Source organism: Delftia sp. S65 (assembly GCF_016516495.1).
Taxonomy (GTDB): domain Bacteria; phylum Pseudomonadota; class Gammaproteobacteria; order Burkholderiales; family Burkholderiaceae_C; genus Comamonas; species Comamonas acidovorans.
Map to the genome: position 1 here is coordinate 70,749 of NZ_JACVUR010000002.1, position 18,301 is coordinate 89,049.

General features: G+C 69.1%; 16 protein-coding genes. 6 read left to right on the forward strand and 10 right to left on the reverse strand.

The window, feature by feature from the left end:
• Positions 1–25 precede the first annotated feature (25 nt).
• From IAE24_RS02280 to fmdA, 5 genes are all read right to left on the reverse strand, one after another.
• The gene (locus IAE24_RS02280; protein ID WP_199958825.1) at positions 26–1,156 is read right to left on the reverse strand and encodes a zinc-dependent alcohol dehydrogenase family protein; all 1,131 of its coding nucleotides are present in this window, start codon (positions 1,154–1,156) and stop codon (positions 26–28) included.
• Positions 1,153–2,394 carry an ABC transporter substrate-binding protein gene (locus IAE24_RS02285; RefSeq protein ID WP_199958823.1) on the reverse strand — a complete coding sequence of 414 codons (1,242 nt, stop codon included), beginning with the start codon at positions 2,392–2,394 and terminating at the stop codon, positions 1,153–1,155. Before IAE24_RS02285 ends, IAE24_RS02280 begins: the two co-directional genes overlap by 4 nt.
• A gap of 146 nt (positions 2,395–2,540) precedes the next feature.
• Positions 2,541–3,566 carry a tripartite tricarboxylate transporter substrate binding protein gene (locus IAE24_RS02290; protein ID WP_034397659.1) on the reverse strand — a complete coding sequence of 342 codons (1,026 nt, stop codon included), beginning with the start codon at positions 3,564–3,566 and terminating at the stop codon, positions 2,541–2,543.
• Between the two features lie 146 nt (positions 3,567–3,712).
• Positions 3,713–4,066 (reverse strand): zinc ribbon domain-containing protein, encoded by a 354-nt coding sequence (locus tag IAE24_RS02295; RefSeq protein WP_013800072.1) that lies wholly within the window; start codon positions 4,064–4,066, stop codon positions 3,713–3,715.
• Positions 4,067–4,083: 17 nt separating this feature from the next.
• Entirely contained in the window at positions 4,084–5,316 is a 1,233-nt protein-coding gene (gene fmdA, locus IAE24_RS02300) for a formamidase (protein WP_013800071.1), read from the reverse strand.
• Positions 5,317–5,680: 364 nt separating this feature from the next.
• On the opposite strand from fmdA, the gene IAE24_RS02305 reads away from it, so the two are divergent.
• The 4 genes from IAE24_RS02305 to IAE24_RS02320 are packed head-to-tail and all read left to right on the forward strand — an operon-like array spanning position 5,681 to position 8,910.
• On the forward strand, positions 5,681–6,085 hold the full coding sequence (locus tag IAE24_RS02305) for a Zn-ribbon domain-containing OB-fold protein (RefSeq protein ID WP_034365598.1): 405 nt from the start codon (positions 5,681–5,683) through the stop codon (positions 6,083–6,085).
• On the forward strand, positions 6,082–7,293 hold the full coding sequence (locus IAE24_RS02310) for a thiolase (protein WP_013800069.1): 1,212 nt from the start codon (positions 6,082–6,084) through the stop codon (positions 7,291–7,293). The genes IAE24_RS02305 and IAE24_RS02310 overlap by 4 nt, the downstream gene beginning before the upstream one ends.
• A gap of 25 nt (positions 7,294–7,318) precedes the next feature.
• A complete protein-coding gene (locus IAE24_RS02315; RefSeq protein ID WP_013800068.1) occupies positions 7,319–8,476 on the forward strand; it encodes an acyl-CoA dehydrogenase family protein in 1,158 nt (385 codons plus the stop codon).
• A 5-nt stretch (positions 8,477–8,481) separates the two neighbouring features.
• A complete protein-coding gene (locus IAE24_RS02320; RefSeq protein ID WP_012202114.1) occupies positions 8,482–8,910 on the forward strand; it encodes a PaaI family thioesterase in 429 nt (142 codons plus the stop codon).
• Between the two features lie 36 nt (positions 8,911–8,946).
• Here the strand turns inward: IAE24_RS02320 and IAE24_RS02325 are convergent, their stop codons facing one another.
• Positions 8,947–9,861 carry a LysR family transcriptional regulator gene (locus IAE24_RS02325; protein ID WP_012202113.1) on the reverse strand — a complete coding sequence of 305 codons (915 nt, stop codon included), beginning with the start codon at positions 9,859–9,861 and terminating at the stop codon, positions 8,947–8,949.
• 162 nt (positions 9,862–10,023) lie between these two features.
• On the opposite strand from IAE24_RS02325, the gene IAE24_RS02330 reads away from it, so the two are divergent.
• Positions 10,024–11,325, forward strand: coding sequence for a CaiB/BaiF CoA transferase family protein (locus tag IAE24_RS02330; protein ID WP_088166499.1), 1,302 nt, complete (start codon positions 10,024–10,026; stop codon positions 11,323–11,325).
• A gap of 595 nt (positions 11,326–11,920) precedes the next feature.
• Positions 11,921–13,573: a methyl-accepting chemotaxis protein gene (locus tag IAE24_RS02335; RefSeq protein WP_071953894.1), complete on the forward strand. Its 1,653-nt coding sequence runs from the start codon at positions 11,921–11,923 to the stop codon at positions 13,571–13,573.
• Here the strand turns inward: IAE24_RS02335 and IAE24_RS02340 are convergent, their stop codons facing one another.
• The 4 genes from IAE24_RS02340 to IAE24_RS02355 form a co-directional block, all read right to left on the reverse strand.
• Complete coding sequence (locus tag IAE24_RS02340; protein ID WP_012202110.1) at positions 13,574–14,572, reverse strand: porin; 999 nt, start codon at positions 14,570–14,572, stop codon at positions 13,574–13,576.
• Positions 14,573–14,891: 319 nt separating this feature from the next.
• On the reverse strand, positions 14,892–16,274 hold the full coding sequence (locus tag IAE24_RS02345; RefSeq protein ID WP_199958821.1) for a Fe-S oxidoreductase: 1,383 nt from the start codon (positions 16,272–16,274) through the stop codon (positions 14,892–14,894).
• Between the two features lie 22 nt (positions 16,275–16,296).
• Positions 16,297–17,361 carry a homocysteine S-methyltransferase family protein gene (locus IAE24_RS02350; protein ID WP_034397648.1) on the reverse strand — a complete coding sequence of 355 codons (1,065 nt, stop codon included), beginning with the start codon at positions 17,359–17,361 and terminating at the stop codon, positions 16,297–16,299.
• Between the two features lie 233 nt (positions 17,362–17,594).
• The gene (locus IAE24_RS02355; RefSeq protein WP_185750967.1) at positions 17,595–18,278 is read right to left on the reverse strand and encodes a helix-turn-helix domain-containing protein; all 684 of its coding nucleotides are present in this window, start codon (positions 18,276–18,278) and stop codon (positions 17,595–17,597) included.
• Positions 18,279–18,301 lie beyond the last annotated feature (23 nt).

Consider the following 18,301-nt stretch of genomic DNA (forward strand, 5'->3'; position numbering starts at 1 on the left):
ACTCGCTGATCAGCCTGACCTCCTATCAGGCCTCCATGCGGATGATCTGGCGTATGGCCTCGCCACGCGCCAGGCGGTCGAAGCCCTCGTTGATCTGGTCCAGCGTCAGGTGGCCGGTGACCAGGCGGTCCACCGGCAGCTTGCCGGCCGCATGCAGGGCCAGGTAGCGGTCGATGTCGCGGCGCGGCACGCAGCTGCCCATGTAGCAGCCCTTGAGCGTGCGCTCCTCTGCCACCAGGTGCCAGACCGGCAGGCTGATGGCCTGGGCGCTGGAGGGCAGGCCCGCCGTCACGGTCTGGCCGCCGCGCCGCGTGATGCGGTAGGCCATCTCCAGTGCCTTGGCCGATCCCACCATCTCGAAGGCATGGTCCACGCCGCCGCCCGTCAGCGCCCGCACCTGCTTGACGGCATCCTCGTCGCCGGCATTGACGGTGTCGGTGGCGCCGAAATCGCGCGCCATGGCCAGCTTGTCGGCATTGAGGTCCACGGCCACCACGCGGGCCGCACCCGCCGCCGCCGCGCCCATCACCGAGGACAGGCCCACGCCGCCCAGCCCCACCACGGCCACGCTCTGGCCGGGGCTCACTCTGGCGGTATTGGCCACCGCGCCCACGCCGGTAATCACGGCGCAGCCGAACAGCGCGGCCAGCTCCAGCGGCACCGACTTGTCGATGCGGTGCACGCCGCGGCGCGAGAGCACGGCATGCTCGGCAAAGGCCGAGACGCCGACGAAGTGCGAGATGGGCTGGCCATTGCGCGACAGCCGCCTGGCGCCCGACAGCAGGGTGCCCGCCACGCCGGGCTGGCCTGCGGGCTCGCACAGCACGGGCCGGCCTTCGGCGCAGGGCAGGCAGTTGCCGCAGCCGGGCACGAAGAGCATGACCACGTGGTCGCCCACCTCCAGGTCGGTCACGCCCTCGCCGAGGGCCTGGATCACGCCTGCGGCCTCATGGCCGAGCACGATGGGCGTATCGCGCGGACGGTCGCCGTTGATGATGGACAGGTCGGAGTGGCACACGCCTGCGGCGGCCACCTTGACCAGCACCTCGCCGGGGCCGGGCGGCGCCAGGTCCACCTCCCAGATCTCCAGCGGGCGGCTGTCGGCATAGGGCGCGGCTGCGCCCGTTCTCGTGAGTACAGCGGCGCGTGTCTTCATGATGTCTTCACCAGCTTGCAGCTGCTCTTGGACAGCGGGCGGAAGGCCTCGTCACCGGGAATGGTGGAGAGCACCTTGTAGTAGTCCCAGGGGTATCTGGATTCCTCGGGCTTCTTGATCTGCACCAGGTACATGTCGTGCACCATGCGGCCGTCCTCGCGCACCTTGCCGTTCTGGGCGAAGAAGTCCTCGATGGGCATCTGCTTGAGCTGGCGCGCCACCGCGTTGCCGTCGTCGCCCCTGGTGGCCTGCACGGCCTTGAGGTAGTTGGTGACGGCCGAGTAGGCGCCCGCATGGATCATGGAGGGCATCTTCTTCATCTTCTCGAAGAAGCGCCGTGACCAGGCGCGCGTGGCCTCGGTGCGGTCCCAGTAAAAGCCCGTGGTCAGCACCATGCCCTGCCCGTAGCGCAGGCCCAGCGCATGCACGTCGTTGATGAACAGCAGGCTGGGCACCAGGGTCTGCCTGGGCGCGATGCCGAACTCGTGCGCAGCCTTGATGGCGTTGACCGTGTCGCTGGTGGCATTGGCCAGGTTGATCACCGAGGCCTTGGACGCCTGGGCCTGCAGCAGGAAGGACGAGAAATCACTGGCGTTGAGCGGATGGAAGGTGGTGCCCACCAGCTTGCCGCCGCCGTCTTTCAGGAAGTCGGTCACATTGGCCGTCATGGCCTTGCCGAAGGCATAGTCCACGCCCAGGATGAACCAGTCCTTCTTGCCCTGGGCCAGGATGCCGCGCACCGCGCCATTGGCCAGCGCATAGCTGTCGTAGGTGTAGTGGATGGCCGTGGGCGCGCAGTGCTCGTTGGTGAGGATGTCCGAGGCGCCGCCGGTGTTGATCACCATCTTGCCGCGCTCGCGCGCCAGGTTGTTGACGGCGATGGCGACGGCCGTGTTGTTGATGTCCACGATCAGGTCCACGCCGTCGCGGTCGAACCAGGTGCGCGCATGGGTGGCGCCCACGTCGGCCTTGTTCTGGTGGTCGGCCCAGACCACCTCGATCTTCCTGCCCAGCACCTGGCCGCCGAAGTCGGCCACGGCCATCTTCGCGGCCTCGACGGAGCCGCGCCCCGCCGTGTCCGCATACAGGCCCGACATGTCGCTGAGCACGCCGATGCGCACCACATCGTCCGATATCTGCTGCGCCTGCGCCGCCGCCGTCCACAGCAGGCCGACGCCCAGCGCGCAGCCGGCAGCGCGCGCCTTGGTCAAGCCGCCTCGCATCAAGCCTTTCCGCATATCCGTCTCCTTGTCTCGGGGTTGTTTTTCTGGATACCGAAGGCAAGCCTAAGCAGGCCATGGCGGCCCGCCTATGCGCGATTGCGAAAGGCGGGGTTGCAGCGCTGCGAAGCCGGGTTTGTCCCGACTCCGGCCCGCCGCCGCGCTCAGTCCGCCTGGATGCCGGCCACCTTGACCACCTGGGCCCATTTGCGCAGCTCGCTGCTCAGGCGCTCGCGCATCTGCTGCTGGGTGCCGGGGTCGGCCTCGGCGCCCGCCGTCAGCAGGCGCTGGCGCACGGCGGCATCGCGCAGCGCGGTGTTGAAGTCGGCGTTGATGCGCGCCAGCACGGCGGGCGGCGTGCGGGCCGGCGCAAACAGCGCGGCCCAGGAATAGGCCTCGTATTCGGGCAGGCCCGACTCGGCAATGGTGGGCACCTCGGGCAGCATGGCCGAGCGCTGGCGGCTGGCCACGCCCAGCACCTTGATGCGGCCGGACTTGATGTGCTGCAGCGCGCTGGGCGCATCGGCAAACATCAGCTGCACCTGGCCGCCCAGCAGGTCGTTCATGGCCGGCGCGCTGCCCTTGTAGGGAATGTGCTGCAGCTTGATGCCTGCATGCATGTTGAACAGCTCGCCGGCCAGGTGCGTGCCGCCGCCATTGCCCGAGGAGCCGAAGCTCAGGCCGTTGCCGGACTTGGCCAGCGCGATCAGCTCGCGCACATTGCTGGCGGGCACCGAGGGATGGGCCACCAGGAAGACCGGGAACATGGCCGCAAAGCTCACGGGCGCGAAGTCGCGCTCTATGTCGTAGGTCATCTTCGGCTGCAGCGCCGGGTTCACCGCATGGTGGATGGAGCCCACGAACAGCGTGTAGCCGTCGGCAGGCTCCTTGGCCGCAAGGGCCGCGCCCACCATGCCGCCGGCGCCCGCGCGGTTGTCCACCAGGTTGGGCTGCTGCCAGATCTCGCCCAGCTTCTGGGTGAAGGCGCGCGCCGTGGTGTCCACGGGACCGCCGGGCGGAAAGGGCACGATGAAGCGCACGGGCCGCGTGGGCCAGGCATCGGCCGCATGGGCCACCCGGGCTGCGGGAAACAGGCTGCTGGCAGCCAGCGCGCCGCCGGCGGACAGCAGGCGGCGGCGCTGCGACGAAAAGGAAGACGGGCAAGAGGATGGGAGGGAAGACGGGGGCATGGCGAAACTCCGGGCAACGGGCGGCGGCTTGCCGCGCGGCCCATTCTGGGCAAGCCGGCCTGCGCCGTGTTTCGCGAATATGGAAGGCGCGCTTCCAGGGCTCCCAAGCGGTGGAAACCCTGGGAAGCGGTCCACTCCGATGCAGCCTAGTGGCTGATCATCCAGGGCCGCCGCGAGGGCGCGGACTTTGCGCCGTTGGGTGCCGTCACCGTGGCGCTGCGCCGCCCCGATCCGCAGCAGCCGCAGCCTGCCGGGTGCTTGAAGCGCGCATAGCCATGGTCATAGTCGCGCGAGCTGGCGGGCTCGTGGCGCGCGCGCTCGTTGGTGTCCATGGCGCGGCGCGTGCCGTCGGCCATCAGCGCCAGCCGGGGCGCGGCGGCCAGCACGCGCGCAGCAGCCGTGCCGCAGCCGGGGCAGGCCGCAGGCTCGTCGCGCAGGCGCAGCGGCCGCAGGGCCTCGAAGCCGCCGCATTGCACGCAGTCATAGTCGTAGGTGGGCATGGGCGGACTCCTTGGCGTCAGCGCAGGTCGGGGGACAGGGGCATGTCGATGCTGCCGTCGAACTGGACGACCGGCCCCGCCGCGTTGGGGTTGATGTCGAAGTCGAAGATGCCCGTGGGCAGCCACAGCGTGGCGCAGGAGTTGGGCACGTCCACCACGCCGCTGATATGGCCCTGCACGGGCGCCGTGCCCAGGATGGAATACGCCTGGGCGCCGCTGTAGCCGAATTTCTTCAGGTATTCGATGGCGTTCAGGCAGGCCTGGCGGTAGGCCACGTTGACATCCAGGTAGTGCTGCCTGCCGCTCTCGTCCACCGAGATTCCCTCGAAGATCAGGTAGTCGTCATAGCGCGGCGTGATGGGGCTGGGCTTGAAGATGGGGTTCTTGATGCCGTACTTGGCCATGCCGCCCTTGATCAGCGAGACCTTCATGTGCACCCAGCCGGCCATCTCGATGGCGCCGCAGAAGGTGATCTCGCCGTCGCCCTGGCTGAAGTGCAGGTCACCCACGCTCAGGCCGGCGCCGTCCACATAGACAGGGAAGAACACCTTGGCGCCGCGCGAGAGGTCCTTGATGTCGCAGTTGCCGCCATGCTCGCGCGGCGGCACGGTGCGTGCGCCTTCGGCGGCGGCCTTGTCGCGCGCTTCGCCGCGCATCTGGCCCATGTGGGCCGTGCCGGCCGACGGCGGGTTGGCCAGGCCGGGCACGCGTTCGGGGTCGGTGGCGATCAGGGCGCGCTCGCGCTCGTTCCACATCTCCAGCATGGGCCGGTCAGGCAGGCAGCCGATGAGGCCGGGATGGATGAGGCCGGGGAAGTTCACGCCCGGGATATGGCGCGAGCTGGTGAACATGCCCTTGAAGTCCCAGATCGATTTCTGGGCCGAGGGGAAATGGTCGGTCAGGAAGCCGCCGCCATTGTTTTTGGAGAAAAAGCCGTTGAAGCCCCAGAGGCTGTCGGGCTTGGCGCCGATGTCCAGCAGGTCCACCACCAGCAGGTCGCCGGGCTGGGCGCCCTTCACGCCCACGGGGCCGGACAGGTAGTGCACCGTGGTCAGGTCGATGTCGCGCACATCGTCGGCGCTGTCGTTGTTCTTGATGAAGCCGCCGGTCCAGTCGTAGGTCTCCAGGATGAAGTCGTCGCCGGGCTGGACCCAGCAGGCCATGGGAATGTCCGGGTGCCAGCGGTTGTGGACTCTTTCGTTGTCGGTGGGCGGGCGGTTCAGGTCAACCTTGATCAGCGTATCCGTCATGTGCAAAAACCTCCTGGGTGGGTGGGGATCGACAGCGGAGAACGGGCCGGGGTGCGGCGCGCCATTGCCGGCCTTCCTGTGGCGCCACGCTGTGCCAAAGCGGCGGCGCGCCCTCGGTGCGCCGGCAGGCGGCGCAGGGCGGGTATGAAGAAAAGGCCGGGAATGCATAAACGCCATAGCAGCCGCGCCCGCCGGCCCGCCTAGGCAGCAACCCTGGGTTGACAGCCGGGCGCCGGCACTGGTGAAGCCACCCTTCCAGATTGGCGAATTGAAGCGACCCCGCGATGCGGGCATGCTGGCGGACAGCCGCTGCGCCCGCGTGCCGGGTGCAGCGCCAAGAACACCGAGAACGGAAACACCGCCCATGCACCTGAGCGCACAGACCCACTACCAGGCCGAACTCGATGCCGGCCGCTTCTGCATACAGCAGTGCCCGCAATGCACGCGCCATGTCTTCACCCCGCGCGAGCTGTGCCCGCACTGCGGCGCAAGCCCGCTGCGCTGGGTGCGCGCCAGCGGCCAGGGCACGGTCTACTCCACCAGCACCGTCGCGCGCAAGAGCGATGCCGGTGGCGACTACAACGTGGCCCTGATCGACCTGGACGAAGGCGTGCGCATGATGGGCCGCGTCGAAGGCATTGCGCCGGCCGACGTGCGCATAGGCCAGCGCGTGAGCGCCCATGTGGCGAGCAAGGACGGACGCGGCCTGGTGCTTTTCCAGCCCGCGCTGCAACCGGCTCCACAGGCTTCCCATGGAGGTGCAGCATGAACACCCGCATCCCCCAATCCACCCTGGACGCCGCCGCCGTGAACCGCCCGCTGCGCGGGCGCGTGGCCATTGCCGGCGCCGCCACCTATGGCTGCGGCGAGGCACCCGGCATGGACGACATGACCCTGCTGGTGCGCGCCGCCCATGCGGCCGTGGCCGATGCGGGCCTGACCATGCAGGACATCGACGGCCTGGCCACCTGCAGCGTCAACGCCAGCATGTGGACCATGCCCGTGATCGAGCACCTGGGCATCAACCCGACCTATGTGGACGGCACGATGATCGGCGGCAGCAGCTTCATCGCCCACCTGCTGCCCGCCATCCGCGCGCTGGAGGCCGGCCAGTGCAAGGCCGTGCTGGTGTGCTACGGCAGCGCCCAGCGCTCGGCCACCTTCGGCCGCAAGGAAGGCCAGGCGGCGCGGCGTTTCCTGGACCCGCAGCCCTACGAGTTCCCCTACGAGCCCGTGCTGCCCGTGACCGCCTATGCGCTGGCGGCCGCGCGCCACATGCACGAGTTCGGCACCACGCGCGAGCAACTGGCCGAGGTGGCCGTGGCCGCGCGTGCCTGGGCCCAGCTCAACCCCGAAGCTTTCATGCGCGACCCGCTGACCATCGAGGACGTGCTCTCGGCCCGCCCCATCGCCAGCCCCTTGAGCGTGCGCGACTGCTGCCTGGTGACGGACGGCGCGGGCGCCATCGTGCTGGTGCGCGGCGAGCGCGCCCGCGACCTGCCGCGCCCCCCCGTCTACGTGCTGGGCAATGCCACGGCCATCTGGAACCGCCAGATCTCCTGCATGCCCGACCTCACCACCACGGCCGCCGCGCAGTCCGGCGCCCAGGCCTTTGCCATGGCGGGGCTCACCGCTGCCGACATGGACATGGCCCAGGTCTACGACGCCTTCACCATCAACACCCTGCTGTTCCTGGAGGACCTGGGCTTTTGCGCCAAGGGCGAGGGCGGCGCCTTCGTGTCCAAGGGCGGCATCGCGCCTGGCGGGCGACTGGCCGTCAACACCAACGGCGGCGGCCTGTCCTGCGTGCACCCGGGCATGTACGGCATCTTTGCGCTTATCGAGGCCGTGCGCCAGCTGCGCGGCGAGGCCGGCCAGCGCCAGCTGGGACGCCACCGCACGGCCGTGGTCCATGGCAATGGCGGCACCCTTTCCAGCCAGTCCACGGCTGTGCTGGGTACGGCCGAAGCGCTTTGATTCCGTAGAGAGAAAGAACACCGCAATGATCCGCGACCAAGAAACCCTCGAAGCCCTGCTGGACAGCGTGCGCCGCTTTGTGCGCGAGCGCCTGGTGCCCGCCGAGAACGAAGTGGCCGAGACCGACGAGATCCCCGAGTCCATCGTGCAGGAGATGCGCAACCTGGGCCTGTTCGGCATGACCATCCCCGAGCAGTTCGGCGGGCTGGAGCTGACCATGGAGGAAGAGGTGCGCGTGCTCTTCGAGCTGTGCCAGACCGCGCCGGCCTTCCGCTCGGTGATCGGCACGACCGTGGGCATAGGCTCGCAGGGCATCCTCATCGACGGCACGCCCGAGCAGCAGGCTGCCTGGCTGCCCAAGCTGGCCACGGGCGAGATCATGGCCTCGTTCGCGCTGACCGAGCCCGAGGCGGGCTCGGACGCGGCCTCGCTGCGCACCACCGCCATCAGGGATGGGGACCACTATGTGGTCAACGGCAACAAGCGCTTCATCACCAATGCTCCGCATGCGGGCATGTTCACGCTGATGGCGCGCACCGACCCGGCCAACAAGGGCGCGGGCGGCGTCTCGGCCTTCATCGTCGATGCGAAGTCGCCGGGCATCAGCTTCGGCAAGAACGACGTGAAGATGGGCCAGAAGGGCGCGCACACCTGCGACGTGTTCTTCGACAACGTGCGCGTGCCGGCGGCCAACCTCATCGGCCTGAAGGAAGGCCAGGGCTTCAAGACCGCCATGAAGGTGCTGGACAAGGGCCGCATCCACATCGCGGCCGTGAGCGTGGGCGTGGCGCAGCGCATCCTGCGCGACGCGCTGAACTATGCGCTGGAGCGCAAGCAGTTCGGCCAGCCCATCTGCGAGTTCCAGCTGGTGCAGGCCATGCTGGCCGACAGCCAGGCCGAGCTGTATGCGGCCGAGTGCATGGTGATCGACGCCGCGCGCCGCCGCGACGAGGGCCGCAACGTCTCCACCGAGGCCTCGTGCTGCAAGATGTTCGCCACCGAGATGGTGGGCCGCGTGGCCGACCGCGCCGTGCAGATCCTGGGCGGCTCGGGCTACCTGGCCGAGTTCGGCATCGAGCGCTTCTACCGCGACGTGCGGCTGTTCCGCCTGTACGAAGGCACGACCCAGATCCAGCAGGTCATCATCGCGCGCAACATGGTGCGCGAGGCGCGCGCCGCATGAGCCGCATGAGCGCACCGGCCCCCGACCGCAATGCCTTCATGCGGCTGATCGGCGCCTCGCAGGTGCCCGCGCCGCCCGGCAAGGTCCATGTGCGCCTGCCCCACATGCGCGAGGAACTGCTCAACCAGCTGCCCGCCGCGCACGGCGGCGTGCTCATGACGCTGCTGGACTCCGTGATGTCGCGCGCCGCGGGCGAGCTGCCCGGTGCGCCATCGCAGACCGCCGTGACGGTGGAGATGAGCAGCCGCTTCCACCGTCCGGGCAAGGGCGCGCTGCTGGCCGAAGGCTGGGTGGTGCACGCCAGCCGCAGCCTGTGCAGCTGCGCGGCGCAGTTGCTCGATGAAGACGGAAAGCTGGTGGCCACGGCCACCGGCACTTTCAAGTACTGGCTGGCACCGACCACGCTGGACCGGGACACGGCCCAGGCCGACTGAACGGGCAGCGGTCGGCGGGCTGCTGTTGGCCGGCGGCTACTCCAGCGTGAGCCGGCCCTGTGCGTCGGCCACCAGCAGCTCCACCAGCTCCTGGGCGAAGGACGGCAGGGCCTCCAGGCTGCGCACGCAGATCTGCATCTCGCGCACCGACCAGGCATCGGACAGCGGCACGATGGCGATGTCCATGGAATGCGCATGGCGGCTGGCGGCCGATTCGGGCAGCACGCCCACGCCCACGCCGGACTCGATCATGCGGCAGGCCGTCTCGAAGTTGCCCACCTGGATGCGCTGCTTGATGGGCCGGTGCAGCTGGTCGCTGGCCTGGCGCAGGAAGGCGTGGATGGCACTGGATTCGTGCAGGCCCACATGGTCCAGGTCCAGCGTGTCGGCAAAGGCCATCTGCATCTCGCCATCGAGCGCATGGCCGCGCGGCACCACCAGCACCAGGCGGTCCCGGCGGTAGGGCAGGGTCTCCAGGTTCTCGGTGCGCACCAGGCCGGCGACGATGCCGATGTCGGTCTGTCCCTCGGTCACGGCGCGCACGATGTCGTGCGACAGGCGCTCACGCAGGTCGATGTTCACGTCGGGATTGCGGCGCAGGTAATGGCGCAGCACGGGCGGCAGGAACTCGCCCAGCGAGGTGGTGTTGGCAAACACCCGCACATGGCCCTTGATGCCGCGCACGTACTCCTGCATGTCGCCGCGCAGGTGCTCGATCTGGCCCAGCACCATGCGCGCATGGGTGACGAAGGCCTGGCCCGGCGGCGTCAGCGTCACGCCCTGGCTGGTGCGGTACAGCAGCTTGGTGCCGATGCTCTCCTCCAGGTTCTTGATGCGCGTGCTGGCCGCCGGGAGGGAAATGAAGGAAAGTTCCGCGCCACGCGTCATGCTGTTGGCGTCGGCGATGTGCACCATAAGGCGCAGATCCACAAGATCGAAATGCATGGCCATCCGGCATTGTAGAAAGCCGCAGGCTCCGGCACTGAGCCGCGCGCGTCAGTACAAACCGCAGTGCCGGCCCGTGCGCGAACGCGCGCTTTCACAAATGCGAAGCCGCAGCAGGCCCGCGCGCCGTAGCATGGGCCCATCTGCCCGGGATAGCCGCCTCAGCCCATGAACCACACAGAAACCCCCTCCCCCAGCCCCATCCACAACACGGCCACCCAGACCGCAGGAGCGCTGGGCCATCTGCGCGTGCTCGACCTCTCGCGCGTGCTGGCCGGCCCCTGGTGCACCCAGAACCTGGCCGACATGGGGGCCGACGTGATCAAGATCGAAAAGCCCGGCGAGGGCGACGACACGCGCCACTGGGGCCCGCCCTTCTTTCCCGATGCGCAAGGCAATCCCTCGGACAACGCCGTGTACTTCGCGGCCTGCAACCGCAACAAGCGATCGGTCACCGTGGACATGGCCACGGCCGAGGGCCAGCAGCTGATCCGCGAGCTGGCCATGCAAAGCGATGTGGTGGTGGAGAACTTCAAGACTGGAGGCCTCAAGCGCTACGGCCTGGACTACGCCTCGCTGAGCGCGCTGAACCCGCGCCTGATCTACTGCTCGGTCACGGGCTTCGGCCAGACCGGGCCCTATGCGCCGCGCGCCGGCTACGACCTGCTGGTGCAGGCCATGAGCGGCCTCATGAGCATCACGGGCCGCGCCGACAGCGAGCCCGGCGGCGGCCCGCTGCGCGTGGGCGTGGCCGTGATCGACCTCTTCACCGGCATGTATGCGACCACCGCCATCCTGGGCGCCGTGGAGGCGCGCCACCACACGGGCCGGGGCCAGCACATCGACATGGCCTTGCTGGACGTGGCCATGGCCGTGCTGGCCAACCAGGGCGCGGGCTTCCTGAACACCGGCCATGTGCCGGGCCGCCAGGGCAACACCCACCCCAGCGTCGTGCCCTACCAGGACTTCCCCACGGCCGACGGCCGCATGCTGCTGGCCATCGGCAACGACGGCCAGTTCGCGCGCTTTTGCGGGGCGGCCGGCGTGGACTGGGCGCGCGACGAGCGCTTTGCCACCAATGCCGGCCGCGTCATCCACCGCGACGCGCTGATCCCGCTGATGGCCGAACTCACGCGCGGCCGGCCCACGGCCGAGTGGATCGCGCTGCTGGAGGACAAGGCCGTGCCCTGCGGCCCCATCAACCACATCGGCCAGGCCTTCGACGATGCCCAGGTGCGCGCGCGCGGCCTGCGCGTGGAGCAGGAGCGCTATCCGGGCGCCACGCCGCCTGCGGGCGAGACCATCAACCGCGTGGTGACCACGGCCAGCCCGCTGCGCCTGTCGGACACGCCCACCACGCTGCGCCATGCACCGCCCGCCCTGGGCCAGCACACGGACGAGGTGCTGCGCGAGCGCCTGGGCCTGGACGCGCAGCAGCTGCAGGCCCTGCGCGGCAAGGGCGTGGTCTGAGCGACTGGCGACAGACGCCGGTCGCCTTGATGCGCTGAAGTTTCCGATGCCTTGAAGCCGGCCATCCGCGGACGCGGATGGCTTGGCTGCGGGCCTGCAAACGGCTTTTAGGACACGTCCTATCCAAAATCAGATGGTGGGCATCCTCATCCTCAGACGGTGCGGAAATAATTCCCACCACAGATGCAGATAGCCACTTTTTCCCTGTCCGAAGTCCCTAGGACAACTACCCGCAATGCCCGCCCCCAGCGCGCGGCAGCCGCCGCCGAACGCCTGGCTGCAGCGGGTATCCGCGTGCCAAACGGTGCAGGCGGATGGTTCGCAATCCTCTGCATCTTCCCCGCTGCTGCGGCATGCCCGCGAAGCGCCCGCCGCAGCGCAGGCGCACGGACAGGGCCTGCGCCATGAGGCCCCGCATCAAGGGCCGCATCTGCCGGACCTCGGGCTGGTTCCCCCCCTGAGCGGGCACTGCGGCCCTCGTTTTCTCTTTCGCTGATACCCGTTCCACCTTGCTCTGCACGGCAGGCAAGGTGCGCCCTGCTGCACGCCTTTTTTCCCCCTTGCCGTTCAAGGGACACGCCTACAGGACTTCGCCATGCAAGCCTTTCGCAATCTCAAGATCTCCTCCAAGCTGCTGCTGGCCTTCGTGGCCGTCCTGGCGCTGACCACCTTCGTGGGCCTCTATGCCGTGCTGCAGCTCAGCCGGATCAACCAGGCCTCCATCGATATCGCCACGCGCTGGATGCCTTCATCACGCATGTTGCTCGACATCCGCGCCACCACGGCCCGCTACCGCGTCAACGAGCTGCAGTACCTGATATCCACCAGCGAGCAGGACATCGGTGCCTTCGACAGGATCATGGGCGAGCTGTGGAAGAAGACCCAGACCAGCTACGACAACTACGCCAGCTTCATCAGCTCCGCGCCGGAGAAGGCCGCCTACGACGAACTGGGCCGGCTGCGCAACGAGTACGCCAAGGAGCACGCCATGGTCATGGCCCTGGCGCGCAATGACCGCAAGGACGAAGCCCTGGTGCTGGCCCAGGGCGAATCGCTGGAGCTGAGCCGACGCCTGTATGACCAGATCGACCGCATGGTGCAGATCGACCACGAAGGCGGACAGCAGGCCAACGACCACGCCAATGCCCTCTACCGCAGCGCACGCATCTGGGTGGTCGGCCTGCTGGGAGCCAGCATTTTGCTGGGGCTGGCCCTGGCGCTCACGCTGGCGCGCATCGTGGCGCGTCCGCTGAACGAGGCCCTGGGCGTGGCCCAGGCCGTGGCCGAAGGCGACCTGACGCGCCGCATCCAGGCCACCACCACCGACGAAACAGGCCAGCTGCTGCACGCACTGCACCGCATGGACCAGAGCCTCATCCACATCGTCCGGCAGGTGCGCAGTGGCACGGACTCGATCGCCACGGCCTCCAGCCAGATCGCCTCGGGCAACAACGATCTTTCGGTGCGCACCGAGCACCAGGCCAGCTCGCTGGAAGAAACCGCTGCCTCCATGGAGCAGCTCACCGTCACGGTGCGTCAGAACACCGACAACGCGCGCCAGGCCAACCAGCTGGCGGCCTCGGCCTCGGCCGTCGCCCAGCAAGGCGGCGAGGTGGTCTCCCAGGTGGTGGACACCATGGGCGCCATCCATGCCTCCTCGCGCAAGATCGCCGACATCATCGGCGTGATCGACGCCATCGCCTTTCAGACCAACATCCTCGCGCTCAACGCGGCCGTGGAAGCCGCGCGTGCGGGCGAGCAGGGCCGGGGCTTTGCCGTCGTTGCGGCCGAAGTGCGCGCCCTGGCGCGGCGCTGCGCCGATGCGGCCAAGGAGATCAAGCTGCTCATCGAGGACTCCAACGGCAAGGTCAGCACCGGATCGGCCCTGGTGGCGCAGGCCGGGCAGACCATGCAGAACATCGTCAGCAGCGTGCGCAACGTGACCGACATCATGGGAGAGATCACGGCCGCCAGCGTCGAGCAGACGGCGGGCCTGGAGCAGATCAACCAGGCCATCTCGCAGATGGACCAGGTCACCCAGCAGAACGCCGCCCTGGTCGAGGAAGCCGCCGCCGCCGCCCAGTCCCTGCAGGAGCAGGCCTATGGCCTGCAGCAGGCCGTGAGCGTCTTCAAGCTGGAGCAAGGCCTGGAACTCACCGCCCTGCCCGCAACCCCTCAGCCCATGCCGGCTCCAGGCCTGGCCAGGATCACCAGCGCTGCCCAGTCAGGCCGCTGGGAAGCGCATTGATCAGAAGGAATGGGCCATGCCCACGCCGAAGGCCGTGCGCGAGCTCTGGTTCTCGTAGCGCTGGTGTCCCAGGCTGGTGTAGAGCATGGTGCGCTTGGACAGCGCGTACTCGGCGCCCAGCGACAGCATGTTGTTGGTATCGCGGTCCAGGCGCTGGCGTGCATAGCTGGCCTTGAGCGTGGTCGCCCCGATGCCGTAGGTGGCGCCCAGCGAGACCATGCGCGACTTGTCGGGCCCCGTGCCGGGCGTGCCCGACTTGCTGCGGTCATAGGCCAGCATCACCGCTGCCGTGCCGATGCGGTACTTGCCGCCCATGTACAGGTCGGTGTCGCCGCTGCCGTTGCGCTCGTGCGCCAGCATGGCCGCCACCGCGCCCTGGTCGTAGTTGACCGACACCGAGCGCGCACGGCCCTGGCGGCCCGGCGCCTCGGTGCGCTCGGGAGAGGCGCTCAGGTGCAGCGAAAAGCCGCCGAACTTGGGCGAGTCGTAGAACACGCCGTTGGACATGCGGCCGTACTCGGGCGAGCCGTTGTTGCTGGCGCGGTCGGTCGGCGTCAGGTAGTGGGCCATGTGCCAGGCCGGCGAGGCGATGCGGTTGAAGTTGCCCCAGGGATCGAACTGCCACTCCTGGCTCCACATGGCGCTGAGCGCGCGGCCCAGACGCAGATGGCCCCAGCTGCCCTGCAGGCCCACGGTGGACTCGTCATGCCAGAAGGGCTTCTTCGGATAGTCCTCGGTCAGGCCCGTGTCCAGGTCGAAACGCGTGCTCAGCCGGAAGGTGGCCTTCAGGCCACCGCCCAGGTCCTCGAAACCGGCAATCGCCAGGTTGCTGCGCTGAATCGTGCCCAGCTTGCTGGTCTTGTCGAAATCCCGGAACACGCCAGCGTCGAGATAACCGCTGATGGTGACGTTGGAGCCTGTGGCAGATGACTGGGCAGCCACCGGCAGGGCAGCCGCAACGGCGAGAGAAGCAAGGGTCAAGCGGGAGGTACAACGCATCCTGAACGGGTTCCTGGAAATGAAAGATGGCACAACACCGGCGCGGCCCGGGGGCATGCGCAAACGGCGACGGGGGTTGCCACGACAGAGGTGGCTGGAAGGTGCGCGGCGGGCTGGTGGCTTGCAGCGACTTGGAGGCAGCCAGGATGCAGATCGCAGCATGATCGCTGCACATTCATTGCACATCCCGGCCAAAGACGTCATCCGCGCAGATGGCGAACGACAGCCGGCATTATGAAAGCTGGGGCCGGCGATGACCACGCCACCGTCAGGCCCGGTCAGTTTCGTAGCGTGGCGGCCCCGGGCCGGGGCCAGGTCGTCAGCGGCTGCGCTCGGTGCGCGACACGTCCCAGAGACGGTTCATCTCGCTGCAAAAAGGCTGGGCGCAGGGTGCGCGGCCCTCGTACTGGCAGCCTTCGGTGGTGCAGAAATGCGACTGGTGCTCGAAGGCGCGGCGCTCGCGCGGCAAGGCACCCGAGGCCTGGGCCGCCGCCATGTGCAGCCAGGGATCGTTGCGCTGCTGCAGCATCTGCTGCACCTCCTGCGCAAGCGCAGGCGACAGCGAAGCCACCGAGGCCAGGCCGGCCGGCGACGCCATGGCGCCGCCTGGCTGGCGCAGCGGCTGCAGCTCCAGCAGCAGCAGGGCGCTGGTGCGCAGCGCATCGGCGCCACGCGGCTGCACCACCACGGCCACCGGCCCCGAGGCCAGCGACTGCAGCGAGGCATCCAGCGGCAGGCGCAGGCCCGGCTCCGTGGCCTGCGCGCCCGCCAAGGGCAGCGCAGCGCCCGCAGGCAGTGCCGCCGCCGTGAAAGGGGCCGCACCCGGCGCGGAAGCCGATGCGGCCGCCAGCGCCATGGCCGCGCCCTGCGCCTGGGCCCAGGCCTGGGGCACCTGCAGGCTCAGCGTGAAGCCGCGCTCGCCCTGGGGCGTCAGCAGCGTGCCCTGCTGCACCCACCAGCTTTGCAGCGCGGGCAGGGTCTGGGTGGCGCCGCCTGCAACACCTCCAGGCGCGCTGGCACCGGCCTGCGGCGCCAGGCCCGATCCGGCCAGCAGCGCATCCACCACCTTGGCCTTGGCGGCTGCCACGGCCAGCGTCACTGCGGCAGCAGAGGGCTGCAGGGAGGCTGCGGCCTGCAGTGCAGGCGAGGAAGACGCCGCCTGCGGCGCGGCGCCGGCCTGGGCAGAGGCTGATGCCGCTGTCTGCGGACTCTGCGATGGCTGCGCTTGCCCTCCGGCCGCCGCTGTACCAGCTGTCGTGCCAGTGGCCAGCGCCTGCAGCAACGCGGCCGATCCGGGCTGGGCCGCGAGCAACTGCAGGGCCTGGCCCTGCTGGGGACCTACTTGGGCCAGCAAGGCCTCCAGCAGCCGGCCCAGCGCCTCGGACACGCCGCTGGCGGGCCACTGCGGCGCGGGCGCGCCGGGGCTGGACTGGACCTGGCGCGCCAGCTGGGCCACCAATTGCTCGAAGGCCTGCAGGCGCAGGCTTTGCAGCATCTCGGGCGACCAGCGCACGGCCGTGGCCGCTGGCGGCGTGACGGGAATGGAGGGTGAGGCGGGGGAAGCGGGTGAGGCCGGCGCCACCGCAGCGGACGGAGCCTGTGGCGCCACCGGCGCGCCAGCGGCCGGGCCGGAGACAGGCGCCGCCACGGGCAGCGGCAGCCCTGCGGCAGGGGACGGGACGGGCGGCAGCGGCGAACTCATGTCAGAGGCTCCGCCCGGGCCATCAGGCCGATTCCGGGTAGAACAGGCGGCGCGTGGGCGTGCTGCCCACGGCCTTGGCGATGGCGCCGATGTGGTCCGGCGTGGTGCCGCAGCAGCCGCCCACGATGTTGACCAGGCCTTCGGACGCGAATTCGTGCACCAGGCGGCTGGTGACCTCGGGCGTTTCGTCGAAGCCCGTGTCGCTCATGGGATTGGGCAGGCCGGCGTTGGGGTAGCAGCTGATGAAGGTCTCGGGCGCGGCCTTGTTCAGTTCCTGGACGTAGGGGCGCATCAGCGCCGCGCCCAGCGCGCAGTTCAGGCCGATGGACAGCGGGTTGGCATGGCGCACGCTGTGCCAGAAGGCCGTCACCGTCTGCCCGGACAGGATGCGGCCCGAGGCATCGGTCACCGTGCCGCTGATCATGATGGGCAGGCATTCGCCGCTTTGCTCGAAGGCCTCGTCCACCGCGAACAGCGCGGCCTTGGCGTTGAGCGTGTCGAAGATGGTCTCGACCAGGATGACGTCGGAGCCGCCCTCGATCAGCGCCAGCGTCTGCTCCAGGTAGGCCTGGCGCAGCTGCTCGAAATTCACGTTGCGCGCGCCCGGATCGTTCACGTCGGGGCTGATGCTGGCCGTCTTGGGCGTGGGGCCCAGGGCACCGGCCACGTAGCGCGGATGGCCGGGCGTGCTGTACTTGTCGCAGGCCGCGCGGGCCAGCTGGGCGCTCTTGAGATTCATCTCGCGCGCCAGATCGGCCATGTGGTAGTCGTCCTGCGCAATCGTGGTCGCGCCGAAGGTGTTGGTCTCGATCAGGTCGGCGCCGGCGGCCAGGTACTTCTCATGGATGTCGCGGATCACGTCGGGGCGGGTGAGCGACAGCAGCTCGTTGTTGCCCTTGACGTCATGCGGGAAGTCCTTGAAGCGGTCGCCCACGCTGCCGGGGCCCGTGTAGCCCTGGCCCCGGTACTGGGCTTCGCCCAGCTTGAAGCGCTGGATCATGGTGCCCATGGCGCCGTCAAGAATGACGAGGCGCTTGGCAAGGATGGCGGGAAGCTCTTTGGCGCGGGTGTACTGGGGCAGGCTCATGGGCAGCGATTGTAGGAACTCCGGGGCGGCCGTGCCGGGCACGAGGATTCCCCCAGAAAAACTGTCTGCGCCCCAAACAAGAGGCGCGACCTATGAAACTAGCGCACCCCCACGCCAGAGACACCGAGGAAGGGCCTATGCCGGCCGCGCCGCCCCGCACCGAGGGTGTCGTCCCCCTCCCGCGTAGCGAGAGAGGGGGAAGCGGCGCAGCCGCTCAGGGGGTGCTAACCATTTCAGCTGCAGACAGAGACGACTTGAGCCGGCTGGCGGCTCAGGCTCACATACACATGGCCCACGCCGCTGTCGAAATATGCGGCCTCGTGGCGGCCCAGTTCCACCGATTCGCCGTTCTCGAACAGGATGCGCACCCGGCCCGAGAGCACCATCACGAACTCCTGGCCCGCATGGCGGATGGTCTCCGAGAATTCCCCGGCCTCGCGCGCATTGATCACGGCCACCAGGGGCTGCATCTTCTTGCCCGGGAAGGCGCCGCACAGCACGCTGTAGAGGTACTGGTCGGTCTCGTAGCGCTGCACGTCCTCGAAGCAGTCCTTGACCACGGTGGGCGTGTCGCCGGCCGCCTGCTGGGCGTCCCCGACCATGAACAGCCGTGTCATGTCGATGTCCAGCGCGTTGCCCAGCATGAGCACCTTCTCGTAACTCAGCGCGATCTGGCCGCGCTCGGCCTTGGAGATGGTGGACACGGCCAGCCCGCTGCTTTCGGCCACCTGCTGCAGCGTCAGGCCGCGCTCCTTGCGCGCCTTGCGCAGCTTGGCGCCCACTTCGTGCTTGCCCGCAGGCATGGCGGCGGCCGTGCGGGCGCCCGGCAGCACGGCGGCGAGGACCTGGTCTGGCGTGGGGAGAGTGCTGGACCTGGGGCTGGACCTGGGGCTGGATCTGGTGCGGGGGCTGGGCATGAAGCGGGCGATCGGGGCTGGCG

Bases quoted from the DNA above. Each gene is read 5' to 3' on its own strand.
- IAE24_RS02295 (WP_013800072.1), bottom strand. From the start codon at position 4,066: ATGCCCACCTACGACTATGACTGCGTGCAATGCGGCGGCTTCGAGGCC.
- fmdA (WP_013800071.1), bottom strand. From the start codon at position 5,316: ATGACGGATACGCTGATCAAGGTTGACCTGAACCGCCCGCCCACCGAC.
- IAE24_RS02285 (WP_199958823.1), bottom strand. From the start codon at position 2,394: ATGCGGAAAGGCTTGATGCGAGGCGGCTTGACCAAGGCGCGCGCTGCC.
- IAE24_RS02350 (WP_034397648.1), bottom strand. From the start codon at position 17,361: ATGAGCCTGCCCCAGTACACCCGCGCCAAAGAGCTTCCCGCCATCCTT.
- IAE24_RS02345 (WP_199958821.1), bottom strand. From the start codon at position 16,274: ATGAGTTCGCCGCTGCCGCCCGTCCCGTCCCCTGCCGCAGGGCTGCCG.
- IAE24_RS02320 (WP_012202114.1), top strand. From the start codon at position 8,482: ATGAGCGCACCGGCCCCCGACCGCAATGCCTTCATGCGGCTGATCGGC.
- IAE24_RS02355 (WP_185750967.1), bottom strand. From the start codon at position 18,278: ATGCCCAGCCCCCGCACCAGATCCAGCCCCAGGTCCAGCCCCAGGTCC.
- IAE24_RS02315 (WP_013800068.1), top strand. From the start codon at position 7,319: ATGATCCGCGACCAAGAAACCCTCGAAGCCCTGCTGGACAGCGTGCGC.
- IAE24_RS02330 (WP_088166499.1), top strand. From the start codon at position 10,024: ATGAACCACACAGAAACCCCCTCCCCCAGCCCCATCCACAACACGGCC.
- IAE24_RS02280 (WP_199958825.1), bottom strand. From the start codon at position 1,156: ATGAAGACACGCGCCGCTGTACTCACGAGAACGGGCGCAGCCGCGCCC.
- IAE24_RS02310 (WP_013800069.1), top strand. From the start codon at position 6,082: ATGAACACCCGCATCCCCCAATCCACCCTGGACGCCGCCGCCGTGAAC.
- IAE24_RS02290 (WP_034397659.1), bottom strand. From the start codon at position 3,566: ATGCCCCCGTCTTCCCTCCCATCCTCTTGCCCGTCTTCCTTTTCGTCG.
- IAE24_RS02325 (WP_012202113.1), bottom strand. From the start codon at position 9,861: ATGGCCATGCATTTCGATCTTGTGGATCTGCGCCTTATGGTGCACATC.
- IAE24_RS02305 (WP_034365598.1), top strand. From the start codon at position 5,681: ATGCACCTGAGCGCACAGACCCACTACCAGGCCGAACTCGATGCCGGC.
- IAE24_RS02340 (WP_012202110.1), bottom strand. From the start codon at position 14,572: ATGCGTTGTACCTCCCGCTTGACCCTTGCTTCTCTCGCCGTTGCGGCT.
- IAE24_RS02335 (WP_071953894.1), top strand. From the start codon at position 11,921: ATGCAAGCCTTTCGCAATCTCAAGATCTCCTCCAAGCTGCTGCTGGCC.